The 22,728-nt window shown below is 51.1% G+C and carries 20 protein-coding genes, 1 tRNA gene and 1 riboswitch; of the genes, 9 read left to right on the top strand and 12 right to left on the bottom strand.

Annotated elements, in window-relative coordinates; translation table 11 throughout:
- The first annotated feature begins 46 nt into the window (after positions 1 to 46).
- Entirely contained in the window at positions 47 to 1,543 is a 1,497-nt protein-coding gene (locus tag ATHL_RS05690; protein ID WP_062190683.1) for a M23 family metallopeptidase, read from the top strand.
- 27 nt (positions 1,544 to 1,570) lie between these two features.
- On the opposite strand, the gene ATHL_RS05685 is transcribed toward ATHL_RS05690, so the two are convergent.
- The 10 genes from ATHL_RS05685 to ATHL_RS05640 form a co-directional block, all read right to left on the bottom strand.
- Complete coding sequence (locus tag ATHL_RS05685) at positions 1,571 to 1,990, bottom strand: OsmC family protein (RefSeq protein ID WP_062190681.1); 420 nt, start codon at positions 1,988 to 1,990, stop codon at positions 1,571 to 1,573.
- Between the two features lie 11 nt (positions 1,991 to 2,001).
- Positions 2,002 to 2,673 carry a protein disulfide oxidoreductase gene (gene pdo, locus ATHL_RS05680; protein ID WP_062190679.1) on the bottom strand — a complete coding sequence of 224 codons (672 nt, stop codon included), beginning with the start codon at positions 2,671 to 2,673 and terminating at the stop codon, positions 2,002 to 2,004.
- Between the two features lie 339 nt (positions 2,674 to 3,012).
- The gene (locus tag ATHL_RS05675; protein WP_062190673.1) at positions 3,013 to 3,267 is read right to left on the bottom strand and encodes an anti-sigma factor family protein; all 255 of its coding nucleotides are present in this window, start codon (positions 3,265 to 3,267) and stop codon (positions 3,013 to 3,015) included.
- A 23-nt stretch (positions 3,268 to 3,290) separates the two neighbouring features.
- A complete protein-coding gene (locus tag ATHL_RS05670) occupies positions 3,291 to 3,887 on the bottom strand; it encodes an RNA polymerase sigma factor (protein ID WP_062190671.1) in 597 nt (198 codons plus the stop codon).
- A 35-nt stretch (positions 3,888 to 3,922) separates the two neighbouring features.
- Positions 3,923 to 4,975 (bottom strand): tRNA (adenosine(37)-N6)-threonylcarbamoyltransferase complex transferase subunit TsaD, encoded by a 1,053-nt coding sequence (gene tsaD / locus ATHL_RS05665; protein ID WP_062190669.1) that lies wholly within the window; start codon positions 4,973 to 4,975, stop codon positions 3,923 to 3,925.
- Positions 4,976 to 4,981: 6 nt separating this feature from the next.
- Complete coding sequence (locus ATHL_RS05660) at positions 4,982 to 6,217, bottom strand: M24 family metallopeptidase (RefSeq protein WP_062190667.1); 1,236 nt, start codon at positions 6,215 to 6,217, stop codon at positions 4,982 to 4,984.
- The gene (gene selA, locus ATHL_RS05655) at positions 6,214 to 7,611 is read right to left on the bottom strand and encodes an L-seryl-tRNA(Sec) selenium transferase (RefSeq protein ID WP_062190665.1); all 1,398 of its coding nucleotides are present in this window, start codon (positions 7,609 to 7,611) and stop codon (positions 6,214 to 6,216) included. Before selA ends, ATHL_RS05660 begins: the two co-directional genes overlap by 4 nt.
- Positions 7,604 to 8,026 carry a hypothetical protein gene (locus ATHL_RS05650; protein ID WP_162787601.1) on the bottom strand — a complete coding sequence of 141 codons (423 nt, stop codon included), beginning with the start codon at positions 8,024 to 8,026 and terminating at the stop codon, positions 7,604 to 7,606. Before ATHL_RS05650 ends, selA begins: the two co-directional genes overlap by 8 nt.
- A gap of 31 nt (positions 8,027 to 8,057) precedes the next feature.
- On the bottom strand, positions 8,058 to 8,993 hold the full coding sequence (locus ATHL_RS05645) for a 4Fe-4S dicluster domain-containing protein (protein WP_062190662.1): 936 nt from the start codon (positions 8,991 to 8,993) through the stop codon (positions 8,058 to 8,060).
- Between the two features lie 30 nt (positions 8,994 to 9,023).
- Positions 9,024 to 10,460 carry a hypothetical protein gene (locus ATHL_RS05640; protein WP_062190660.1) on the bottom strand — a complete coding sequence of 479 codons (1,437 nt, stop codon included), beginning with the start codon at positions 10,458 to 10,460 and terminating at the stop codon, positions 9,024 to 9,026.
- A gap of 136 nt (positions 10,461 to 10,596) precedes the next feature.
- A riboswitch (SAM riboswitch) is annotated at positions 10,597 to 10,713 on the top strand.
- A gap of 59 nt (positions 10,714 to 10,772) precedes the next feature.
- Between ATHL_RS05640 and metH the strand changes: the two genes are divergently transcribed.
- The 5 genes from metH to ATHL_RS05615 all read left to right on the top strand — a co-directional run bounded on the left by metH (position 10,773) and on the right by ATHL_RS05615 (position 19,261).
- Entirely contained in the window at positions 10,773 to 14,297 is a 3,525-nt protein-coding gene (metH, locus tag ATHL_RS05635; protein ID WP_062190658.1) for a methionine synthase, read from the top strand.
- 3 nt (positions 14,298 to 14,300) lie between these two features.
- Positions 14,301 to 16,157, top strand: a complete 1,857-nt coding sequence (locus tag ATHL_RS05630) for a bifunctional homocysteine S-methyltransferase/methylenetetrahydrofolate reductase (RefSeq protein WP_062190656.1) — start codon at positions 14,301 to 14,303, stop codon at positions 16,155 to 16,157.
- A 102-nt stretch (positions 16,158 to 16,259) separates the two neighbouring features.
- Positions 16,260 to 17,486 carry a DUF3048 domain-containing protein gene (locus ATHL_RS05625; protein WP_162787600.1) on the top strand — a complete coding sequence of 409 codons (1,227 nt, stop codon included), beginning with the start codon at positions 16,260 to 16,262 and terminating at the stop codon, positions 17,484 to 17,486.
- Positions 17,487 to 17,491: 5 nt separating this feature from the next.
- Positions 17,492 to 18,217 carry a metallophosphoesterase family protein gene (locus tag ATHL_RS05620; RefSeq protein WP_062190652.1) on the top strand — a complete coding sequence of 242 codons (726 nt, stop codon included), beginning with the start codon at positions 17,492 to 17,494 and terminating at the stop codon, positions 18,215 to 18,217.
- 87 nt (positions 18,218 to 18,304) lie between these two features.
- A complete protein-coding gene (locus tag ATHL_RS05615) occupies positions 18,305 to 19,261 on the top strand; it encodes a DUF4349 domain-containing protein (RefSeq protein ID WP_062190650.1) in 957 nt (318 codons plus the stop codon).
- Between the two features lie 67 nt (positions 19,262 to 19,328).
- On the opposite strand, the gene ATHL_RS05610 is transcribed toward ATHL_RS05615, so the two are convergent.
- Both ATHL_RS05610 and ATHL_RS05605 read right to left on the bottom strand, forming a co-directional pair.
- Positions 19,329 to 19,985: a hypothetical protein gene (locus ATHL_RS05610; RefSeq protein ID WP_062190648.1), complete on the bottom strand. Its 657-nt coding sequence runs from the start codon at positions 19,983 to 19,985 to the stop codon at positions 19,329 to 19,331.
- On the bottom strand, positions 19,975 to 21,075 hold the full coding sequence (locus ATHL_RS05605) for a hypothetical protein (RefSeq protein ID WP_114679467.1): 1,101 nt from the start codon (positions 21,073 to 21,075) through the stop codon (positions 19,975 to 19,977). Before ATHL_RS05605 ends, ATHL_RS05610 begins: the two co-directional genes overlap by 11 nt.
- Before the next feature lie 63 nt (positions 21,076 to 21,138).
- Here ATHL_RS05605 and ATHL_RS05600 point away from each other — a divergent pair, with 63 nt between their 5' ends.
- The 3 genes from ATHL_RS05600 to ATHL_RS05590 all read left to right on the top strand — a co-directional run bounded on the left by ATHL_RS05600 (position 21,139) and on the right by ATHL_RS05590 (position 22,611).
- Positions 21,139 to 21,645, top strand: a complete 507-nt coding sequence (locus ATHL_RS05600) for a hypothetical protein (protein WP_062190644.1) — start codon at positions 21,139 to 21,141, stop codon at positions 21,643 to 21,645.
- A gap of 20 nt (positions 21,646 to 21,665) precedes the next feature.
- Positions 21,666 to 21,737 (top strand) — tRNA-Gly (locus ATHL_RS05595).
- Between the two features lie 67 nt (positions 21,738 to 21,804).
- On the top strand, positions 21,805 to 22,611 hold the full coding sequence (locus ATHL_RS05590) for an HAD-IIA family hydrolase (RefSeq protein ID WP_062190642.1): 807 nt from the start codon (positions 21,805 to 21,807) through the stop codon (positions 22,609 to 22,611).
- Positions 22,612 to 22,728: the final 117 nt, after the last annotated feature.

Here is a 22,728-nt window from a genome sequence, read left to right as displayed (position 1 = left end):
GGCCATAATATCATGATCGGATCGATTATAATCTTGGTCAATCCTTATGACCCCGGTACACATCCCCTTTCATGTAAAACTATGGTTATGGTGGGCCACTGGCTCCCTCATTCTCACCGGCTGCCTTTCTGCCGAATCAGCCATGGGGCAGGCTTCTGATGAGGCGCTTAAAAATCAAGCGCTTGCTGCACCACAAATCACCTATTCCCCTCAACCCACCCGACCCATTTTTTCGCCAGGCGAGCTGGTAGATTACACTGCACAGCCCGGAGATACCCTCCCGGCACTCGCAGCCCATTTCAATACAACCGTGAGGGAGATTCGACAGGCAAACCCTTTCATCCCGGAAGATGCTACCACCATGCCACCAGGAATGCCGATGAAAATTCCCATCTACTACCAGGCTTTATGGGGATCAGCCTATCAGATCATTCCGGACGCCCACTTTGTTAATGGCCCATCAGCAATTGGCTTTGATACCGCCGGGTTTGTGGCCTCGCATTCTGGATGGTTGAAGAATTATAGTAGTTATATAGCCGGGCGTAACCGAAGTGGCGCCGAAATGGTTGATTTCGTTGCCACGTATTATTCCATCAGCCCTCGGTTACTCCTGGCTCTCCTGGAATACCAGCTGGGAGCACTATCAGAAGCGCAACCCCCGGTTGACCTTTCTGCTTACCCCCTTGGTGAACACTCCACCGCTTTACAGGGCCTGTATCGGCAACTGACCTGGGCTGCAAACGCCCTGAATAATGGTTTTTATGGATGGCGTACCGGAGAATTAAAAGAAATCACCCTCACGGATGGGCGTCTCGAACGTCCCGATCCATGGCAAAACGCCGCTACGGTGGCCCTCCATTACTACTTTTCCCTTCACCTCTCCCCTGCAGACTACGAACGCGCTATCGCCCCTGAGGGTCTCGCAGCCACTTTTTCTCAGTTATTTGGAGATCCATGGACGGCATCTCCTCACATCCCCGGAAGCCTGCGCCAGCCTCCAATGCAACTTCCCTTTGAGGTTGGAAAAATCTGGGCTTTCACTGGTGGGCCACACAACCCCTGGGGTGAAGGTGCCCCACTGGCCGCTCTCGATTTTGCCCCTCCTTCAGTCGTCGGAGGGTGTACCAGTACTGAGGAATTTGCAACCGCAGTGGCAGATGGCGTCATCGCCCGAACCGACACTGGCATCGCCGTACTCGACCTGGATGGCGATGGTGATGAGCGCACCGGCTGGGTTGTGTTTTACCTACACCTCTCCGCCCGGGATTTAATCCCTCAGGGAAGCATCGTTTCTGCAGGCCAGCCTCTGGGTCATCCATCCTGCGAAGGAGGTACCGCCACAGGCACCCATGTCCATATTGCCCGGAAATACAATGGAGAATGGATCCTTGCGGATGGCCTCCTTGCCTTTAATCTCGAAGGCTGGGTTGCTCGCAATGGTTCAGCTCCCTACCTCGGCACTCTAACCCGGCAAGGAAAACTGGTCAGAGCTTGTGTTTGCTCTGACCAGTCAGCCCAACTGCAGTCCTTACCGCAACGGTAAAACCAATGATCTTCAGGAGCTCAGCTATCAGTCGGCTTCCAGGATAGTAATTTTATGCTGGATATGAGCCGTCTTACCAAGCATGGCCTGCGCTGAGCAGTATTTCGTTTCAGATAATTCTACCGCCCGTTTGACCGCCTCAGGATCAATAGCGTGCCCGGTAACCACATACTCAAGCTGGATTTCCGTGAACACCCTGGGGTGTTCCGTCGCACGCTCAGCATGAGCTTTGACCTCAAATCCCGTCACCTGCTGGCGCTTCTTTTCCAGAATAGAAATGACATCCATAGCCGTGCAACCGGCCAACCCCACCAGCAGTAATTCCATCGGGCGAAACCCATCATTTTCACCACCGACTTCGGGCGCTCCTCCCAGGTTTACTGTAAAACCACTGCTTGCCCATCCCTTAAAAGAAAGTCCATGCTTCCAGGTTGCCCGCGCGTCCATGCGACCTCCGTTCAGTTCGCCAGTGCCTTTTGGATCTCTTGGACCAAATGACTTTCAGGTGCTGCCCCCACCACATTCACCGCTCCCATATTAATGGTGGTCTGCGGTACACCTGAAACGTTGAAACGGTTCGATAGTTCAGGAAATTCCATTGCTTCCACCATTTCAGCTTCCACTAACGGGCTTTCCACCGCCATCTGATGAGCCAGCACCACCGCTCTCGGGCAATAGGGGCAGGTAGGCGTGACAAAAACCTGAAGATGAACCGGGGTTTTCAGGGTCTGAAGATATGCTTTTGTCTCTGGAGAAAGTCCCGATTCTCTCCGAGAAACAATCAGCAGTGAATTCACCAGCGAGGTGAATTCATGCCCGGCAGGGATGCCTTTGTAACGTACCCCATAATCCAGAATCTGATCCCCGTCTTTCCCGGCGATTACAAAAGTGGGCACGGCATCTACCTTGTATTGTTTTGCTTCAGCCTGGTTAGCACGCAGGTCAAACACCTTAAGCGAAAGCTTATCCGAGAGGCTGGTCACTTCCTCAAGAAGCTGGCGTGTCTCCGCACAGTACTGACATTCTGCCGGATCATCACTCCCAAAAAACAAGATCACCGTTTCATGTTCCAGATCGTTGAAAAATTCACGCACCTGTTGTCGGATGTTTTCATCAAGCATCGGTTCCATCTTTTCACACTCCTTTTGTGTTCATCATAAACCCCAACGGGGCAATCAAAAAATTATCAGGTAAAACCACCCGATTCGGTAAAACCACAATATTCACACCGCAGGACCAACAAGCCATCATAATCTAGTACCCCCTTACCACAACGAGGGCACACTTTACCCGGTAAAGCCGGTTGAGAACACGGTTGCTGCACCTCGGAATACTCCTGACGAACTTCCGTTCCTCCCCGGGATGCCCGGTTCGTTTCCTCAAACCGACTATCCTGGTAATCCTCAGTGTTCATTCCACAGGATTAGATCGCCCAATGAGGAAAAAGTTACAAGGGAAAGAAAAAAGGTTTATCGAGAGAGATAATCTTCAATATTCAAACGAAAATATAATTTTTGCATAACGCTTTTCGGAAGTTCATCTTCCAACTCTACCTGACGATACAAATCGATGGTTTTCCGAAGCGTATTGACTACCACCTGACAATCATGGCATTCTTCCAGATGTCTTTCAATTTCAGCGCATAGTTCTTTGCTTAAATCGCCATCCACGTACTCTGAAAGCGACGCTAACAGCTCCTGGCAATTACGTTGAGGGTGAGTCATTCCCAACTCCTTTCTTCGCCCGTTCATGGCATTTTATGGCTAAAATACACTGAAAGATCTTCACGCAACTGCAATCGAGCTCGCAGCAATCTGGTTTTTACTGCCGCTTCTGAGATTCCCAGCGCATCGGCAGTCTCCTTCACCGATAAATGGTTCATATCTCTCAGAATAAAAACAGAACGCAATGCTGGCGAAAGCTTCTCAATCGCCTGGCTCATCGTTTTTCGCACCTCTGCATTCATCAATTCATTTTCCGGAAGACAGCACCAGTCGATGATCTCTTTGGGTTTCTCGGGTTCTTCACTATCCGAATCATACCCGTCCAGCGACTCTTCCATGGGTTTCTTTTTCCTCAGGGTGAGGAAAATTTCATTCATGGCTATCCGATAAAGCCAGGTCGAAATACTGGAACGACCCTCAAACTGTTGAATCGACCGCAAGGCTTTCATAAAAGTTTCCTGAAGCACATCTTCAGCATCCTGCTCTGACCCAAGCATTTTTAAACCCAGGCGATAGATGGGTTCTGAGTACAGTTCTACCATGCGAGCCAATTCAGCCTTATCGCCTGCTTTTAAGGCTTCAAGAGATACCTCATTTTTTACAGGTGCTTTCTCTGTCATATTAGATGCCCCAATCTATAATAAGTAACGTTCCCTCATGAAAGTGGCCAGGTCGGTAATACATCCAGATCAAGCGAGTCCCGATACCCCTTGATAAACCGATAATAACCGGCTGCCGCAATCATGGCAGCATTATCCGTACATAACGCCAGATCAGGAATGTGCACCTTGAACTCGTTTTGCGCCAGAAAAGCCTGTCGCAATGCACGGTTAGCTGAAACCCCACCCGCCAGAACAATGTCTCGAACAGCATACTGCCGAGCAGCTTTCAGTGTTTTGGTGAATAGAATATCCACAACCGCAGCCTGAAAACTGGCCGCCAGGTCGCTCACAGGGAGTGGTTTACCTGTCGCTTCCAGTTCTTTGACTACGCGCAACACAGCGGTCTTCAATCCGCTGAAAGAAAAATTCCACCCGCCTTCCATTCTCGCCCGTGGAAAGGTAAACGCCGTAGGGTTACCCCGTTCTGCTGCCTCCTGAATCGATGGTCCTCCAGGATAGGGAAGCCCAAGCAATCTGGCCACTTTATCAAAAGCCTCTCCTGCGGCATCGTCCCGGGTTCCACCCAGACGCTGGTAGGTCACATGCTCATTCATTAAGATTAGTTCTGTATGCCCTCCAGAAACCAGAAGGGCAAGCAAGGGAAACTCCGGTTCAGGGGGGATGATCCTGGGGCCCGGGGGTTGCACCCAGGCGGAATAAATATGCCCCTCCAGATGGTTAATTCCCAGAAGTGGAAGGTTGGCTCCCAACGCCAGCCCTTTGGCCGCATTCATCCCCACAACCAGTGAACCAGCCAGGCCCGGCCCCCGGGTCACCGCGATTGCATCCACATCGCCCAGACTGAGATGTGCCTGTTGTAGCGCTTGCTCAATGACCGCATAGACGGTTTTTATATGCTGTCTTGAAGCTACCTCAGGAAAAACACCCCCATATTGCTCATGAATTTCAATCTGAGAAGCCACTACACTGGATAATAAGGAACGACCATTTTCTAAAACCGCCGCCGCAGTCTCATCGCATGAGGATTCGATCCCCAGGATTCGTGCAAAAGCGAATGGTTGACTCTGGCGTATTCCGGTTTCCATCAGTTTCTATCCTTTGACCGGGATCAAAAGATCATGAGGATATTCTGCCAGACGTTCTATTTTCCCCTGTTCGGTGACACAGAAGGTATCCTCAAGACGAACACCCATATTCCGATCCGGATAATACAACCCCGGCTCAATAGTAAAGACGCTCCCCGTTTGAATCACATCCTCCGCCGTTGCCGTGATCCCCGACATTGGTCTTTCATGGATATATAAACCAACCCCATGCCCTAGGGAGTGAACATACCCTATCTCTGTAGAGGGATCAGTGCGAATGGTTGGATGACCCGCCCCCTCAAATAAGTCACAGGCTTTTTCATGGTACGTACGCAGAAGTTCCCCAACTCGCAGCTGTCCAACAATTTTTTCGTACACCTCTCGTACTTCATCATACAGTCTTTGCACTTCATCCGGTACGTATCCAAGGCACCAGGTTCGTGTCATGTCATAATAATACCCCCCGCCAGCTTCGCAGGGGAAAATATCATACACAATCGTCTTCCCCAGTTGCAGAGTATCACCGGGCGTTCCACTGGAATGTGGAACGGCTGCATCTCGCCCTATGGCAAAGATCGTGCCTTCGGGATTTTCAACCCCGAGTTCGGTCAGCCATAAATTAATTTTCCGCTTGACCATACCAATAGTTACTGGTTCTCCATTTTCTGTAACCAGCAACTGGTCTTTCACTTTTTGTGAAGAGAGAAATTCCGCCGTTCTGCCAACCACCTCGGTAGTGATCCTGCCTACTTGTCTGATTCGGTTTACCTCGTCAGCATCCTTGGTCGCCATTGCCTTCTGCATGACCCGATTGTTTACATCTCCCACCAGCTGAAGGTCAGGTAGAAGGCCATGTACCAGACGAAACACATCCAGGGCATAACCAGCGTCGCTTTTTCCGAGAATCACTACCCGCCCCTGGGTCAGGTTACAATCTTTAAACATCTTCGCGTAACGTAAGGCTATGGCTCTGGTCATGTCTCCCTCAGCTTCTTTGAGCAGCTCACTGAGGGGGTACAGACTATAACTTCGCAACCTCATTCCGCTTCGGGCGGCTTCATCGCGTTCCATCGGCCCATGAAACAGGGTTCCACCTTCTCCCGTCTTCCAGATTAAGTCTGCGCTGGTCAGGTGAGCAATACCTGTGAGGTATACCATTGCCGGGTTGTGCATTCCTGCACCCACTACAAGCATTCCATCCAGATCGTTTTCTCGAAGTATGGTGTCCAAATCGGTTTTCATAGAGGGTTTTTCCTTTTCTTCTGTGACGTTTGATTGGTAGACTTCAGAACCAGATTTAATCCATCCAGGAAGGCTTGCTCCTGTTCAGGGAGCACTGTTCGCGGATCAAAAACCAGGCGTTCTTCTTCTACGCGGGCAATGATAGGATAAGGCAATTCTCTCAACCGTTTTAAAAATCGATTTGCTTCCGAAAGCTCAAGGGCCAGCAGCGAGGTTGGAAGCGTCTCCCCGGGAAGGCTTCCTCCACCCACCATCGACCGCCCCGAGATGACTTCTCCTGCTCCAAGGCTTTCACGCCAGCCGAGCGCCCGTTGATGAATTTTTTCCGCTGAAGCCGAAATCATCTGCCAGATTGGGATTTTTTGAACTGCTTCCCCTTTCAGGTAATGAAGCAGGGTGGTTGCCAGCCCCGCCAGGCACATCTTGTCAGCTCGAACTGCCCTGGCCAGAGGATGTCTCCTGATTTTCTCGATCAAAACAGCCTTTCCAACAATGATCCCTGCCTGGGGGCCTCCCAGAAGCTTATCTCCCGAGAAACAAACCAGGTCAGCCCCTGCGCCAAGTGATTCCTGCACTGTGGGCTCATGCGCCAGCCCAAACTGGGCCGTATCAAGGAGAGCTCCAGAACCCAGATCATCCACCACAGGCACACCCCGCTCATGACTGACCTCAACGATCTCATGCAGATCCGGCTCAGAGGTAAAACCGATGATTTTAAAATTCGAATGGTGAGCTCTCACCACCAGTGCCACTGAGGTTTGCAAAGCTTCGCGGTAATCTTCCAGATGAACCCGGTTGGTTGTACCCACCTCTATTAACTTTGCTCCAGATTGGGCCATCACCTCTGGGATGCGGAAGCCGCCTCCAATTTCTACCAGTTGACTACGAGCAATCACCACTGGTCTCCGTCTCGCCAGAGTGCTCAGAATTAACAGTAAAGCCGCGGCATTATTATTAACCACCACTGCCGATTCTGCGCCTGTGAGAGAACAGAGGGGCTCCTCCACATGTATGCTCCGAGATCCACGCCCACCGCGCCGAAGATCATATTCCAGAGTGCAATATCCTGCCGAAACCTCTGTAATAACCTGAAGGGCATCCTTGCTTAAGGGAGCCCTGCCAAGATTTGTATGTAAAATGACACCCGTTGCGTTAATCACAGAACGCAATCGGGGCGTTGTTTTTTCGATCAATTTCTGATGGACCTGCTCCAGAATCCCATCGCGATCTGGTACGGTTTTCCTCTCGCCATGCTTGAGCTGTTCGCGAAGTTCATCCAGTACTTCTCGGACTGTTGCAATAGTTAATCCTCGTCCAAATTCTTCCAGCAGGGCAGAACCACTCCTTTCCCCCAGGAGCTGATCCACCGCCGGGAGTTTTCTTAGTTCACTCATCGATCGGTTCCTTGGGCTTCCAGCGGCTAATTTCGCGTACCCGAAGAAGAAATTCAATGATGCCAAAGCCCAGGCCAAGAATCAACGCCAGAGGAGCAGTCAAAACCCGCCCTTGCTGGAGCCACGCCAGAAGGCAACCGTAAATCCCTACCATCACGGCTTCTCGGATAATCACGCCTCCGTCGGCTGGCGGATTGGTTGGAAATCGGAGGTTGATAAAATACGCAACAGGCAACATCGTTCCACTCACCGCCGAAAGGAATAAAAAGAAAAACAACCATCGTGGCCCAAGGGTAGGTAATGTAGTGGCCACGAGGATGGCCAGCCCTCCCCACCCCAGTAAACTGAGTAATATACCGGCCCAGAGAAAGGTGCGAAAAGAAGGAAAGGCAGGAGGTTCCGTTGTGTTACTCATAGATTGGATTATATCGTAATCATCATAATAATCATGGTTCGCGGTTCTCATGGATCAACCGAACGATTTCCAACGGCTCAGGGCGTGTTCGATCTCGTTCCAGGAACAGTGCCCCGTTCGGGCAATGATTGACACACACACCGCATCCCATACACGCCGATTCGTCCACCCGGGCAACTTCTTCTACAGAAATGGCATGGAATTGGCACCGGGATCCACACAGACCACACGCCTGGCATAAATCTGCCTGAACCCTGCAAATAAATCCCGAAGAAATTAACATCGGGGTGCCTTGCTTTTGCGCCTTCATTGCACCACAACAGCAGGCACAGCAATTACAAATGGCGTAAAACCGTTCCAGGACAGCATCCTTGAAAAATGCATGATGAACATGTCCCCGTTCGTCTTCTTCCCTGAGGATTCTCTCCGCTTCCTGAGAAGTGATCCTACGGGCGCGCTTCCCGTGGTGCTCCATGACGAAACTGGCAAAAGGTTCACCGACAATCAGGCACACATCCAGTGGGAGGCAAGGATCAGGTTTTGCAACCCGGCACGGGCAATCCAGCACGACAATCGCTTCCGGGTTTTTCAACACAATATCTTTTGCCCTCTTGAAAGGAATCACCTGTTCGAGGTTCTGAATCCTGACTTCCTCCCGGATTGAGATCAACTCACGAGCAGCATTCAAAGGAACAACTTTCCCGTGATAAGTATCCTCGAAACCAGAATTTTCCTGTTCCTCCCTCTTTCCAGCCTCTGCGGCGATCATTTTCCCTATCCAGTTCAACACCGGCGTCATGCGCCTGGCCAATGGATGGTCACCCTTCCCCATTGCAATGTAAAAATAAGGCCAGCGCAAATAAACGTACCCATGCAAAAGGTCAAATAGAGAATACCCCCGGATGTTCCGGGCTTCACGAAGGAATGCCCGCGTGGATGGTTTAATCAACCGGTCAAGGTATTTCATAAGATTCATCCGCTCAATCCATGGAGCCCTTCACCTGGAACGATTCGTAAGAAATGTAATACTGAATCCTTCCAGGTGCACTTTCGCTCTCTTTCCCTCAAATTGAAGCTGAGACACCTTCACCTCTGGCTCTTTAGCCGATGACCAGACCACAGAATAAGTCCCATCCTGCAATCCCTCCACCCAAACATCCTCCCCCAGTGAAACATTCACCAGTAAAACGGCTACCGCTTCGCCCTTTCTAGCCGCCACGAACTTAATCGCAGAGCGATCGGGGGAAGTCTCAACCACCTGACTTCCCTCTGGAAATTGCCGTTTGAATTCATCAAGAAATTGCAGAGAAGGATAAGGCTTCTGCCCATCATTCAGAGAATAATCACGACCGGCCATTTGCCAGTATAACACACGGCTGGCTCGCGTCATTTTCAGTACACGCGCATATATCGCAGCCAGATTTAAGGCGTGGGTATACCCCGGGAATCGATCCGGATGCTGCCATAATTGAGCATCCCAGCCCCCCTCAGTGCACCAAACATCCAACCCATTCTTATCTGCGAATGCCCCGATTCCAAGCAATACATCGTCTGAGGCCTGTGCATCCCAGCTATGAAAGGCGAGTGGTCCCAGATACCCCCGAATATCAACAGCATCCCAAATCTGGCTGGCATAAGAAATGTTCTCTCCCATATTGGAAGTATCTCCAAGCAGCCATCTGGTCTCCAGCCCCAGCTCTTTAAACCGCTCGCCCCCCTCGCGGATCATTTCAATGGCATCCTCAGGAGAAAGCAATACATTGATACCCAAATTGGCTTCATTAAAGGAGAGGTAACTGACTTTCACATGATATTCATCTCTCGCCCGCATAAGCCACGCCGCCAGCGATTCGATCACCTCCGGGTAACGCTCCCGGGGAATGATCCGTTGCGACTCGTTTTCCGGATTCTCTACCATCCAGTCAGGTACTCTCCAGACGCTGGCGATTATTTCCACACCCTGAGGATAAACCTCCTGCATAAACTGGAAGGTAGCGTGAACATGACTGCCCTCGTTGTCGAGAAATCCATCATCGTAAAAGTCATTGGGATCCTCATTATCGTTAACAGGTTCCCATTCGTCCAGGTCGATTGCCACACGCGCCGCTCGAGGTTGCAGCGTATTCCAGTTCAGGCGACTGACCGGGTCGAATCCTCCAGTTACTCCTCCAAAGCGATGAATAAAATTGCCACCCCCTACCTCCCGGATCGTTTGAAGGGGAGAATCGACTTTAACGCTCAATATCGGAAGCGATGTTGTAGGCTCAGGAGTAGGGCTCTCGATCGGTCGTGCTGTAGCACCCACCACTGGCATTTCAGTCAATACAGAAGGAGTCTCTTCCTTCGTGGAAAAATGGGAGGTACACCCTCCCGCTAAAGCTGAACCAAGAAGAATGGTGATATTGAGAAATACAGCCAGAGGAAGGTGTCTCATAGAATCCCGGATGGTTAAAAAAATTGTTTCTCAAATTATACTGATTTCGTCTCCCCGGCGAAATAAAATTTGCCCTTTTAGATTGATTATGGTATGATCGCCCTCAACAATTGAAACGCGGTAGAAATATCCCGTTTACTCATCCAGAGAGGTGGAGGGACCGGCCCTTTGAAACCTCGGCAACCGGCCTGAGAGCCAGGTGCCAATTCCGGCAGATTTCCTGTGAACTTCACAGGCGTCTGGAAGATGAGGCTTTTGAAACCCATCAGCCTCCGTTCCAGCGGGGCTTTTCGTTTAACGTGGAGATTACCTATGGCTCGGAAACTCACCAATCATCGTTACCTTGATTTACTCAAACAAAGAACCGTTGTGTTCGATGGTGCCATGGGCACCAACCTGCAACAACAAAATTTAACCGTTGCAGACTTTGGCGGTGAACAAACCAACGGTTGTAATGATTTTCTCGTCATCTCCTGCCCCCGGGCGGTTGAATCGGTGCATCGTTCTTTCCTCGAGGTAGGTGTTGACGTCATTGAAACAGACACTTTTCGCTCCAACCGGATTACTCTGTCGGAGTATGGCCTCCAGGCCCGTGTTACTGAGATTAATCGTACCGCTGCAGCCCTGGCTCGTCGACTGGCTGATGAATACAGCCGCCAGGGCCATGGCCGCCTGGTAGCCGGGTCGATGGGCCCTTCCGGGAAACTCCCCTCCATGGACGATCCCGAACTTTCCAATGTCTCCTTCGATGAGCTGGCCGATGTCTTCCGTGAGCAGGCTCGCGGGTTGATCGAGGGCGGAGTTGATCTCCTGTTGATCGAGACATCTCAGGATATCCTGGAAGTCAAAGCCGCCATTCTTGGCATTCAACAAGCCTTCTCAGAAACTGGCATTTTTCTACCCATCCAGGCTCAGGTCACCCTCGATACCACCGGTCGAATGCTCCTTGGCACCGATATCACCGCTGTTCTGGCCATTTTAGAGGGTATGCCGATCGACGTCATCGGGTTGAACTGTTCGACCGGGCCCGACCACATGCGTGAATCAATTCGTTATCTGGGAGAAAATTCACCAATTCCGGTTTCTTGCATCCCGAATGCCGGCCTGCCGCTTAATGTAGATGGCAAAGCTGTTTACCCTCTCAAGCCCCTTCCTTTTGCCAGTGCCCTTGCAGAATTCGTCAACAGCTTTCATGTCAGCGTTGTGGGGGGATGCTGTGGAACAACCCCTGAGCACCTTCGTCTGCTGGTCGATTTGGTAGGGAATAAGCACCCTCATCCCCGCCCGACTTATTCTTTTCCAAGGCTCGCATCCGCCACGCAGGCTGTCCCAATGCGCCAGGAACCGCCCCCATTTTTAATTGGGGAAAGACTCAACACTCAGGGAAGCCAGAAATTTAAAAAGATGATGCTTGCGGAAGACTTTGAGGGCGCGCTCGAACTGGCTCGCCAGCAAATGGATAGCGGCGCTCACGGGCTCGACCTCTGTACCGCCCTCACCGAACGATCCGATGAAGCAGATCTGATGCGTCGGCTGGTAAAAAAATTGGCTCCTGCTATCCGGCTCCCCCTGGTTATTGATACCACCGAGCCCGAGGTCATGGAGGTTGCTCTTCAGAACGCCCCTGGCCGGTGTCTCTTGAATTCCATAAACCTGGAAGCTGGTCGCGCTAAGGCTGATCGGGTGCTCTCTCTTGCCAAAAAATACAATGCGGCGGTCATTGCTCTCACCATTGATGAGCAAGGAATGGCCAAAACCTCACAACGCAAACTGGAAATCGCTCGCCGCATTTACCAGCTAGCTGTGGATGAACACTCAATGCGTCCCGAAGACCTGGTTTTTGACGCCCTGACCTTCACTCTGGCCACCGGAGATCCGGAATTTTCACGCTCTGCGATCGAAACCATCGAAGGGATTCGGCTGATCAAAAAAGAGCTTCCCGGCGTTCTCACTTCACTGGGTGTATCCAACGTCTCTTTCGGGTTAACCTCAGCTGCCCGTGCCGTTATCAACAGCGTCATGCTTTACCATTGCGTTCAGGCTGGCCTCGACATGGCTATCGTCAACCCGGCACAAATTACCCCCTATCCGGAAATTTCTACCGAAGAAAAAGAACTCGCTGAAGACCTGCTTTTCAACCGCCGTGAAGATGCCCTTCAAAGGCTTATCGAATTCTTCAATCGCAGTAGTCAGAAACAATCCGCCCGGCCCGATGAAAAGAAAAACCAGCTCGCGTCTATGACTCCCGAAGAACGGATTGCCTGGCGCATCCTCCATCGGCAAAAAGAAGGCATCGAAGCCGATATCGACACCCTCATTCATTCAGCCAGGGAGAAGACCAGCCACGAAGCCGCAGTTGAGGTTTTAAATCGAGTGCTCCTCCCCGCCATGAAGGAAGTTGGTGACCGTTTCGGCGCCGGGGAGTTGATCCTCCCGTTCGTATTACAGTCTGCTGAAGTTATGAAGAAAGCTGTTAACCACCTGGAAACCTACCTTGACAGAAAAGAAGGGGTTTCCAAGGGCACCCTGGTGCTGGCCACTGTATACGGCGATGTCCATGACATCGGGAAAAACCTGGTGAAGACGATTCTCTCGAACAACGGTTACCAGGTCATTGATCTTGGGAAACAGGTACCTGCCGAGACCATTATTTCTAAAGCCATTGAAGTCCAGGCAGACGCAATTGGGTTGAGCGCTTTGTTAGTCAGCACCAGCAAACAAATGCCTCTCATCGTCAATGAACTCTACCGGCGAAAGCTCTCCTTCCCCGTATTAATCGGGGGAGCAGCCATCAACCGCCACTTTGGACGGCGCATTCTTCTCACCGAGGCCGGGGAATTTTATTCGCCGGGAGTCTTTTACTGTAAAGATGCCTTCGAGGGGCTCGAAACCATGGATCGTCTTATCGATCCGGATCAGCGCCAGCCTTTCCTTGAGCAAATTCGCCGTGAGGCCGAAAAGGAACTTGAACGAGTCTCTCATCGCGAAAACGAACCTTCAGGTCCTGAAGTACGTTCAAGCATACCTCCGGCCACTTTCATCCCACGGCCTCCCGCGTGGGGGGCATTTGTAGTGAAAGAAATGCCCCTGGAATCGGTCTTCGAGCATCTTTCCTTAAACGAACTGTTTCGTCTTTCGTGGGGCGCTAAAAACACCCATGGAGACGCCTGGGATCAACTTGAGAAAGAATTTCTTTCCCGCTTTGAAAGAATGAAAAAAGAAGCAATGCGTGAGGGGTGGCTTCAACCCCGCGGTGTTTATGGTTACTGGCCCGCTCAGGCCGAGGGTAATGCCCTGATTCTTTTTGATCCTGAAGCTCTTTCCACGGGTCTCCGCCGGGAGATTGCACGCTTTCAATTCCCACGCCAACCCGCCGGTGACCTGCTTTGCCTGGCCGATTATTTTCTTCCCACCAGTTCAGATACCATGGATGTTGTCGCCCTGCAAGTTGTCACCGTCGGTGCCGAAGCAACTGTGAGGTTCAATCAATTGCAGGAAGCCGGTAATTATTCTGAAGCCTACTTCGTACACGGACTGGCCGTGCAAACGGCCGAAGCCGCTGCCGATTACCTTCATAACCACATTCGGCGCGAACTGGGGCTTCAACCCGACCAGGGCAAACGCTATTCCTGGGGGTATCCTGCCATTCCTGAATTGAGCGACCATCAGATTGTATTTCGCCTTCTTCCAGCCGAAGAACAGCTCGGGATGAGCCTTACTCCGGCCTACCAGTTGGTACCCGAGCAATCTACAGCCGCTATTATCCTCCACCATCCCCAGGCAAAGTATTTTTCAGTTGGTGAAGCAAGAATCGATCAATTAATGAAACAGGATTGAGTAATGAACGAGTTCCTAGACTTTCTGGCCAATCAAAAACCCGTCCTTTCAGATGGCGCAATGGGCACTGTCCTGCATGCGCGCGGCGCCTCTCTCGACAGCTGTTTTGACGCCCTCAATCTGACCCATGCTGCACTGGTGACGGAAATTCACCAGGAATACATTGAGGCTGGCTCCAACATGATCCAGACCAACACCTTCAGTGCCAATCGTTATAAACTGGCCAGGTTTGGCCTGGAATCGAAGCTGGCTGAAATTAATCAGGCAGGGGTTGAGCTGGCCCGCCGGGCAATTCAGGCCACAGGCCGGCATGTATGGATCGCCGGAGATATTGGCCCTCTTGGAGTACGCCTGGCTCCTTTTGGCCGCGTTCAGCCTGAACAGGCTCGACGGGCATTTAAAGAACAGGCCGCAGCGTTGATGGAGGCAGGGGTCGACTTAATCATCATTGAGACCATGTCCGATTTGTTCGAAATAAAAGAAGCGCTCCAGGCTGTCCGCGAGCTCAACCCCTCACTCCCGGTGATTACCTCTGTCACCTTTACCCGCGACGACCGCACCATTCTCGGGGATAGTCCCGCCAGGGTCGCACGGTTTTTACACGATGCCGGAACAGACGTGATCGGGGTCAATTGCTCTGGAGGCCCCAACCAGATTTTACGCATTCTAAAACTGATGCGCGCAGAGATCCAGGGAGCCTATTTTTCAGTCATGCCCAATGCTGGCTGGCCCGAGCAGGTCGGGGGACGAATTATGTACCCCGCCCCTCCCGATTACTTCGGAGAATACGCCCTCTCTTTTTGTACCGTTGGCGCAAGTGTGATCGGAGGGTGTTGTGGCACAACCCCCCAGCACATTCAGGCCATGGCTCGTGCCCTTCAGAATCGCCCTCAGGGTTGTACTCAGACATCCGATATCATCACCCTATCCTCAGCCGAAGAAGCTCCGCTCGAGGAAAGGCCCACCCGCCTTGCCCAGAGGCTTGCTGAAGGTAAATTTGTCACGGCTGTTGAAATGGATCCTCCACGTGGCCTTTCGACCCACAAACTTCTGGCTGGTGCTTCCATGCTCGCCGAAGCTGGCGCCGATGTCATCAATGTGGCCGACTCCCCCATGGCACGTATGCGTATGAGCCCGTGGGCAGTATGCAATTTAATCCAGAATCAGGTGGGCATCGAGACCGTGCTCCATTTTCCCACTCGCGGCCGGAATCTTCTTCGTGTGCAGGGCGATTTACTGGCTGCCCACGCCCTTGGGGTACGAAATGTTTTCGTGGTCATGGGTGATCCCACCGCCATTGGCGATTATCCCGATGCCATGGACAATTACGACCTCGTTCCTTCTGGATTAATCAAGCTTATTAAACAGGGATTCAACACAGGGGTTGATCATTCTGGTGCAACCATTGGCCAACCTACTGGTTTTTTTGTGGGTTGCGCTCTCAACCTGCTCCCCCAGGATCCAGAAAATGAAATTAAAAACCTCAAAAGGAAAATTAAAGCTGGCGCCGACTTTATTCTCACTCAGCCAGTTTATGATACAGCCGCAGCCCGCTCCTTTCTTAAAATAGTCCATGCTGAATTTGGTGGTCAGCTTGAAGTTCCCATTTTGATGGGAGTACTTCCCCTATACAATAGCCGTCATGCAAACTTCTTGCACCAGGAAGTACCCGGCATCCTGATTCCCGAATCCATCCTTCAGCGAATGACTGCTGCGGGTGAACAGGGGCCGCAGGAAGGTGTCCGAATAGCCATTGAGGTAGTCGAAGAGTTACGCTCAGAAATCCGGGGAATCTATATCATGCCAGCCTTCAACCGGTTTGATTACGCCGCAGATCTAATCGAACACTTTAAAGAGTGAGGTTGTAAAACCTTCTGGTTTCCTTAAGCTCCCTCCCAGATTCATGCTATACTTGCGGGAGGGACTTCCTTTTTTACCCTGATGCGTAACGTTCATTTTCCCATGACAGCTTTTGAGAATCGAGAATCCAGAAGATTCCCCCATCGATTTCTTTCCTGGGTGGTCGTCGGGTTAATGGCTCTCGGATTTACAGGGTGCCAGACCACTCCCCCTCAACCGGCGGTTTGGTCGCCTCGCGACCCCAATCTACAGGCCGAAGCCGTAACAACCGAGCTCCCGACCCCTCAGGCTAATCAGGAACCTTTACCCTCCCCCACCCCGATGCCGTTGGTCGAATTACCCGAGTTACCTCCCAACATTAACCCCCTTACAGGCCTTCCAGTTGAAGACCTGTCACGCCTGGAGCGCCGCCCCGTGATGGTAAAGATTTCCAATTATCCTCGGGCGGGTCGTCCGCATGCTGGCCTCTCGTTTGCCGATCTGGTATTTGAATACTATATCGGCTATGGTTTTAACCGCTTCATGGCAGTTTTTCTCGGGCAGGATGCAGAAATGGCTGGGCCTGTACGTTCCGGACGCCTCGTAGACGCCCAGCTTGCCGAGATGTATCAGGGGATTCTGTTTTATGGTAACGCCGATGACTCGACGGACGAGGAAATATTAGCTGAACTGGGCCCACGCGCCCTTGCAGAAAAAGATGTCCCTTCTCCACCTAAATATCGCATCCAGGCCGAGATTCCAGAAACCACCCTCTTTGTGAATACCCGTGAATTATCGGATTATTACACCAGTTTAGGAAAAGGCAGCAATGATCGTCGCGACTTGCGTGGTATGATCTTTTCAGACGAGATTCATCCTGTCAATGAACCGGCTGAATTTCTTGCTGTACAGTTCAGTCGTCAGGCACGTGGAGAATGGCGATATGACCGAGAAACCGGCCTGTATCGTCGCTGGATTGAAACCGGCGCAAACAGTGATTCACCCACCATTCCCATGGAACCTCTGGTAGATCGGATTAACAACCGGCCAATTGCCATGGCGAATGTGATCCTTGTCTTTGCCACTTATACCGAACTGGCCCCTACCAAACACAATATTGCTCTCTTTGATCAAAACGCCGGAAAACGCGCCGTATTTTTCAGAGATGGGGTACGTATCGAAGGTACCTGGAGAACGGTCAGCAACGGTCGTCCGATCCAATTTTTCAATTCCTGGGGGTTACCCATGCATCTTAAACCCGGCCCGTCCTGGATTGTCCTGGTAGGCGAAACCTCTACGCTAACCAGCCCTGCTCCCGGACAGTGGGAGCTTCGATTCGATATTCCTTAGCAGCCATGCGTATCCTGGTGATTTCTGACATTCATGGGAATTATCCCGCCCTTCAGGCTGTGCTCCAAGATGCCGGTCAGGTAGATCAAACCTGGTGTTTGGGCGATGTGGTCGGGTATGGCCCCTATCCCAATGAGTGCATTCAAACCCTCAAAGGCATCCCCGACCTCACCTGCCTGATGGGTAATCATGATGCCGCAGTCATTGGAGCCATTCCATTGCATACCTTCAATCAGGAAGCCAGACTTTCCGTTCAATGGACGCGTGCCACGTTATCATCGGCCAACAAATCCTGGCTGGAATCTCTCCCTGACTCCCAGATCAAAGGCGATTTCACGCTAGCTCACGGAAGCCCGCGCAACCCAATTTGGGAATATTTACTCGACCCATCCGCCGCTGCACACAATTTCAGTTTCTTCGATACTCATTATTGTCTCGTCGGACACACTCACTTACCCATCATCTTTCTCACTCCCCCGGGCAAGCCCACCAGCTGGACAATTCCACAGGCTGATCAAATCTTTAAACTGAAGCCACGCGCCATCCTCAATCCCGGTTCCGTAGGGCAACCCCGCGATCATGATCCCCGCGCCGCGTATGCCATTCTGGATACAGAAGCATGCACCTGGCACCTCAAGCGGGTGTTCTACGATGTAGCGCTTGTTCAACAGGGTATTTTAGATGCCAGCCTGCCAGAACGTCATGCTCTCCGCCTTCGAGATGGGTGGTAGAAAAAAGCCTGGCCAGACAAGGAGATGGAACTGTGTGTACGGTTTCTCCGTCTATTGCATGAAAACACGATTCGAGGAGGAAAAGAGATGAATAAGCGCCTGGTTTCCCTTTTGATCCTTTTAACCTTCATTTTCACCGCCTGTGCACCGTCCAGGTCAATTCCAATGAGCGCCAGCCAGAACGATGCTCAAAAAGCCGAAGCCCCCGCATTCAGTGGGGTAACATCACCTCAAGAAGCCGCTCAACCCTCCAGGGGTACTGCCGGCCTTGCCGATATGACGGCCTCCAACGGTGTCGAACGCCTGGTCATTAAAAATGCCAACCTCAGCATCGCCGTAAACGACCCCGCCGCCACCCTGGATGCTATTGCCACACTTGCCTCAGAAAAGAAGGGGTATGTAGTTTCTTCCAACCTCTATCGCACAACCACTACCAACGGCGTAGAAGTCCCAGCCGCCAATATTACCATCCGGGTTCCTGTTGAGAGCCTGAACGATACTCTCGAACGTATTAAAGCCATGGTTCCCGATAGAAACACGGATATCCTCTCAGAAAACATATCCGGTCAGGACGTCACCAAAGAATATACCGACCTGAATTCACGCCTTAAGAACCTTGAGAATACTGAAAAACAACTTCAACGGATCATGGAAGATGCCACAAAGACCGAAGATGTTCTGGCAGTATATAACCAGCTGGTGAGTGTGCGTGAACAGATCGAAGTCATCAAAGGACAGATGAAATTTTACGAGGAGTCTGCCGCACTTTCGATGATTGCCGTGAATATCCAGTCTAAAGCTGCCATTGAACCACTCTCTATCGGGGGATGGAAACCGGTAGGTGTCGCTCGGAACGCACTGCAAGCCACCCTGGACGCCCTGAAATTCCTGGCCAATGTGGCCATCTGGCTGGTTCTTTTCGTTTTACCGGTGGGTTTGGTTATATTCCTCCCCTTGCGCTTCCTTTGGAAGCTCCTCCGGCGGGGCAAGAAGAGCGCAAAAGCAACAACCCCCGTTCCCCCTGTAAACCCGCCTCAAGGCTGATCTGTTCCGTCTCATGATTGATCAAAAAGCAGAGGGTGCCCTCTGCTTTTTGCAGTTAACCCTCTTTTTAGGGAGAAAAACGCATCGAGGTTAAATTGAACGCTACTTTCTTCCCCTGCCGATCTTCAAGGAAAACCATTCCATTTTCAACACTCACAACCCGGAGCTGTTCAATTCCATCCGGCGCAGCAATGAATTGATAATCTGTTAAAGAAAATTGATCGTTTTTCAAGACAATCACCACCCCTTTAGAAGGATCCTGCGGCATTGAACCCGCCAGTACAGTCCACCCTGATCCATCAAAACTCCCCGCCCAGTAATTGATAATCTCCGCCTCTTCGGGGCGCACCAGACCATCTGAACCAGGGAAGATACCCGACATGGGTGTTTCTGCAATTCCTTTCATCCCCGCTCCTGGAAGCTCCGGGGGGCGATTTTTTGGAGCCGGTGCAACCTCCCCGGCTTTCTGATTCTCCTCCAAACGTTGCTGTAATTCCAACTTCTCAGCAAGAGACGCCCGGCTCTGTACATCCAGGTTAGGGTCTAATAACCGTTCTTTGCTAACCAGTCGCGCCGGTGGTGTCACGGTTTGCCCTGGTAAGGCTTCCTTCGACGAGGCTTGAACGGCATTAACCAGGGCCATACTCACCACCCTGAAAGCCAACCATCCACCAATGACCACAACACCTGTTATTGCTGCAATCCAGCCCCATTTACGGTACATACTGTCTCCTGTTCCAGGCAATGTCAGTTGACCAGCGGATCTGATGCGCGGTACGCGAATCGCTATTGACCAACGATGAGAGCTGGTTCCACCCTTCCAGTGGGGTATTGTCAAGTACCGGGCAGTCGGAATCGTAACGGTCTACACAAGCCCAGTATTGGGTCATGACCCCTCGAAACTCCAGGGGTATTCCGTGTATTTGATAAGAGTATACGCTCATCAGATACCACTGTTCCGCATTCACACCGCTGTTGGCGTAAATTTCGGGCAGCGGGTAAACCGGGGGTGACCCCCAGATGACATACCATACCTGCTCCTTCGTCCACTTGTAACTTTCATTTCCACACTGCGAACCGGGGCTTTTGAAATAAGGGCAGCCGGGGATAGCCCCAAAATTGATCAAATCATACTGGTTGACCGAATCATATCCTACCAGCCAATCTCTGGTCGCTTCATAGGTATTCCAGCTTAACTCAATATCATTGGCTCCCACGGCACTCACCTGGCGGGTATATCCTTTCATCTTGAACCAATCATTTACAGCGTTAACCATTTGAGCCCAGGCGCGTCCGTGAGCATAATTGACCTGATATATGTCACTCCCGTCATAGGTATAATTATTCGTGCCAATCCCTATCACCACGGTAGAAAAGATATCATCTCCACTACAAAGGTAATAGCCTTCACCAAACGCCTCCACCGCTGCGGCAATCTGGCTGGTTGAAACATAAACAATCGGGCTTCCAAACAAACGGGCCGCATATTCCCCGGAATCGAGTCGCCTTGGTCCACCAAAATCTAAAATCACAATATTATCCTGTATCCCCGGTAAGGAAAGGTCTCTCTTCCCCAGGTCACAGCCGCGGTTATAGAGTTCCTGGGGAGACGCGGTCGACATATAATAACTGTAAGTGTAAACTTCCGGCCCATTCTGAATCTTCCAGTTGGAAATGATGGGCAAATAAATCTTATTAGGTCCAGGCTGTTGCCCGTGAATTCCCCGGTAATCTCCCGTTAATGGAGCACCCAGGCTCATCAGAGCCAGTGCAAATCCGACCACAATTCTACGCACAAGCAATTTCATCGGCATTAAATCACCTCAGGGCGCCCATCCTTGCTCTCAGGGCTCTGCTATAATGGCTCCAGGAACAGGATGGACAGCAAAGTACAGGAAGAACAAAAACAGCTAATAGCCCTCCTTCGAGACCTGGAAACCCATCGCGCTTCTTCAGGTGCGCCCGGTTTTCCATCGCATCTCTTCGAAAACATTCAAAGCCTTTCCCCTCAGGGATTACTCCTTGCCATTTCATCCAGATTTCCATTGGAAGTCCGTCTGGCTGCAGCCCGGTTAATAATTGCTATTTTACTTGATACCACCTTCCTGGAACGTTATAGTTTACTCCAGGTACTTGACAGGTTTCCGGTACAGGAATACCTTCCTCCACTATTGCAAGCGTTGCAAGAGAAGAGCCAGCCCCAAGAAATTCAAAGGCTTGGGATTGCATCCCTCCGCATATCTCAGCATGGGGATTGCAATACACCCGCTTGTTCTCTGCTCCGTGCGCTCTCTGCCCGTACCCTTCTTCGAAACCTGCAGGCTTTTCACAAAGATTCACATCCCATAAAAAAGAATAACACCTTGCAAAAAAAGCTCTCTTGATATAAAATCTGTCTCGTCAGGCGGGTGTAGGTCAGCGGTAGACCGTTTGCTTCCCAAGCAAAATGTCGTGGGTTCGAGTCCCATCACCCGCTCTTCAGAAAGAAACCAGGTCTGGTTTCTTTCTTTTCTATCTGCCTTCTACCTCTATATCCAATCAAAATGAGCCTACCATTAAAAAGGTTAAAACAAACACGCTGTTTCCTACTTGATATGGACGGCACCGTTTACCTGGGAGATAAATTACTCCCCGGCGCCAGAGAGCTCCTTCAGTGGTTGACAGAACATCAAATCCCATACCTCTTTCTTACCAATAATTCTTCCAAAAATAAAAAAGAATACGCGCAGAAACTCACTCGCCTTGGTCTACCCACAGAAGAAAGCCAGATTTTTACCAGCGGTGATGCCACCATCATCTTTTTAAAAAAACACACACCTTTTCAACGAATTTATCTGGTGGGCACACCGGCGCTGGAAGAAGATTTCTCCTCCCACGGGTTTATCCTTACCGATCAGGACCCTGAATGTGTGGTGCTCGGCTTCGACACCACTATCACCTACTCAAAAATGGCCCGCCTGTGCCAATGGCTGGTGACAGGTATTCCATATATCGCCACTCATCCCGATATCAATTGCCCTACCGAAACCGGCTTCATTCCAGATATCGGATCGATGATCGAAATGTTCGCCGCCTCAACAGGGAGACGGCCTGACCACATTATCGGTAAACCCAATCGTCCCATGGTCGACGCCATCGCCGAAAAAGTATCGATCCCCGTCAACCAGATGGCCATGATCGGAGATCGATTGTACACCGATATTGCCATGGGAGCTTCTGGCTTACTCACCATCCTCGTTCTCAGTGGTGAAACAACCCCAGCTCACCTCTCCAACTCTTCCATTCAACCCGATCTTGTCGCTCCCAATCTTGCTGGAGTAGTAGACTGGTTAAAACAGCCCCTCCCATAAAATAACTCCACTCGTCCGCTGATATGCACCTAACAAAAATGCAAGGTTTTTGACAACCCTTTGAAATGTCACCCTTTTAATAAATCATTACAATAAACACATGGAATACCCCGATTT

Origin of the sequence: Anaerolinea thermolimosa (genome assembly GCF_001050195.2) — a bacterium.
In the GTDB taxonomy this organism is placed as follows: domain Bacteria; phylum Chloroflexota; class Anaerolineae; order Anaerolineales; family Anaerolineaceae; genus Anaerolinea; species Anaerolinea thermolimosa.
Note: the sequence above shows the minus strand (reverse complement) of the source record. Positions and strands in the feature narration are given on the sequence as shown.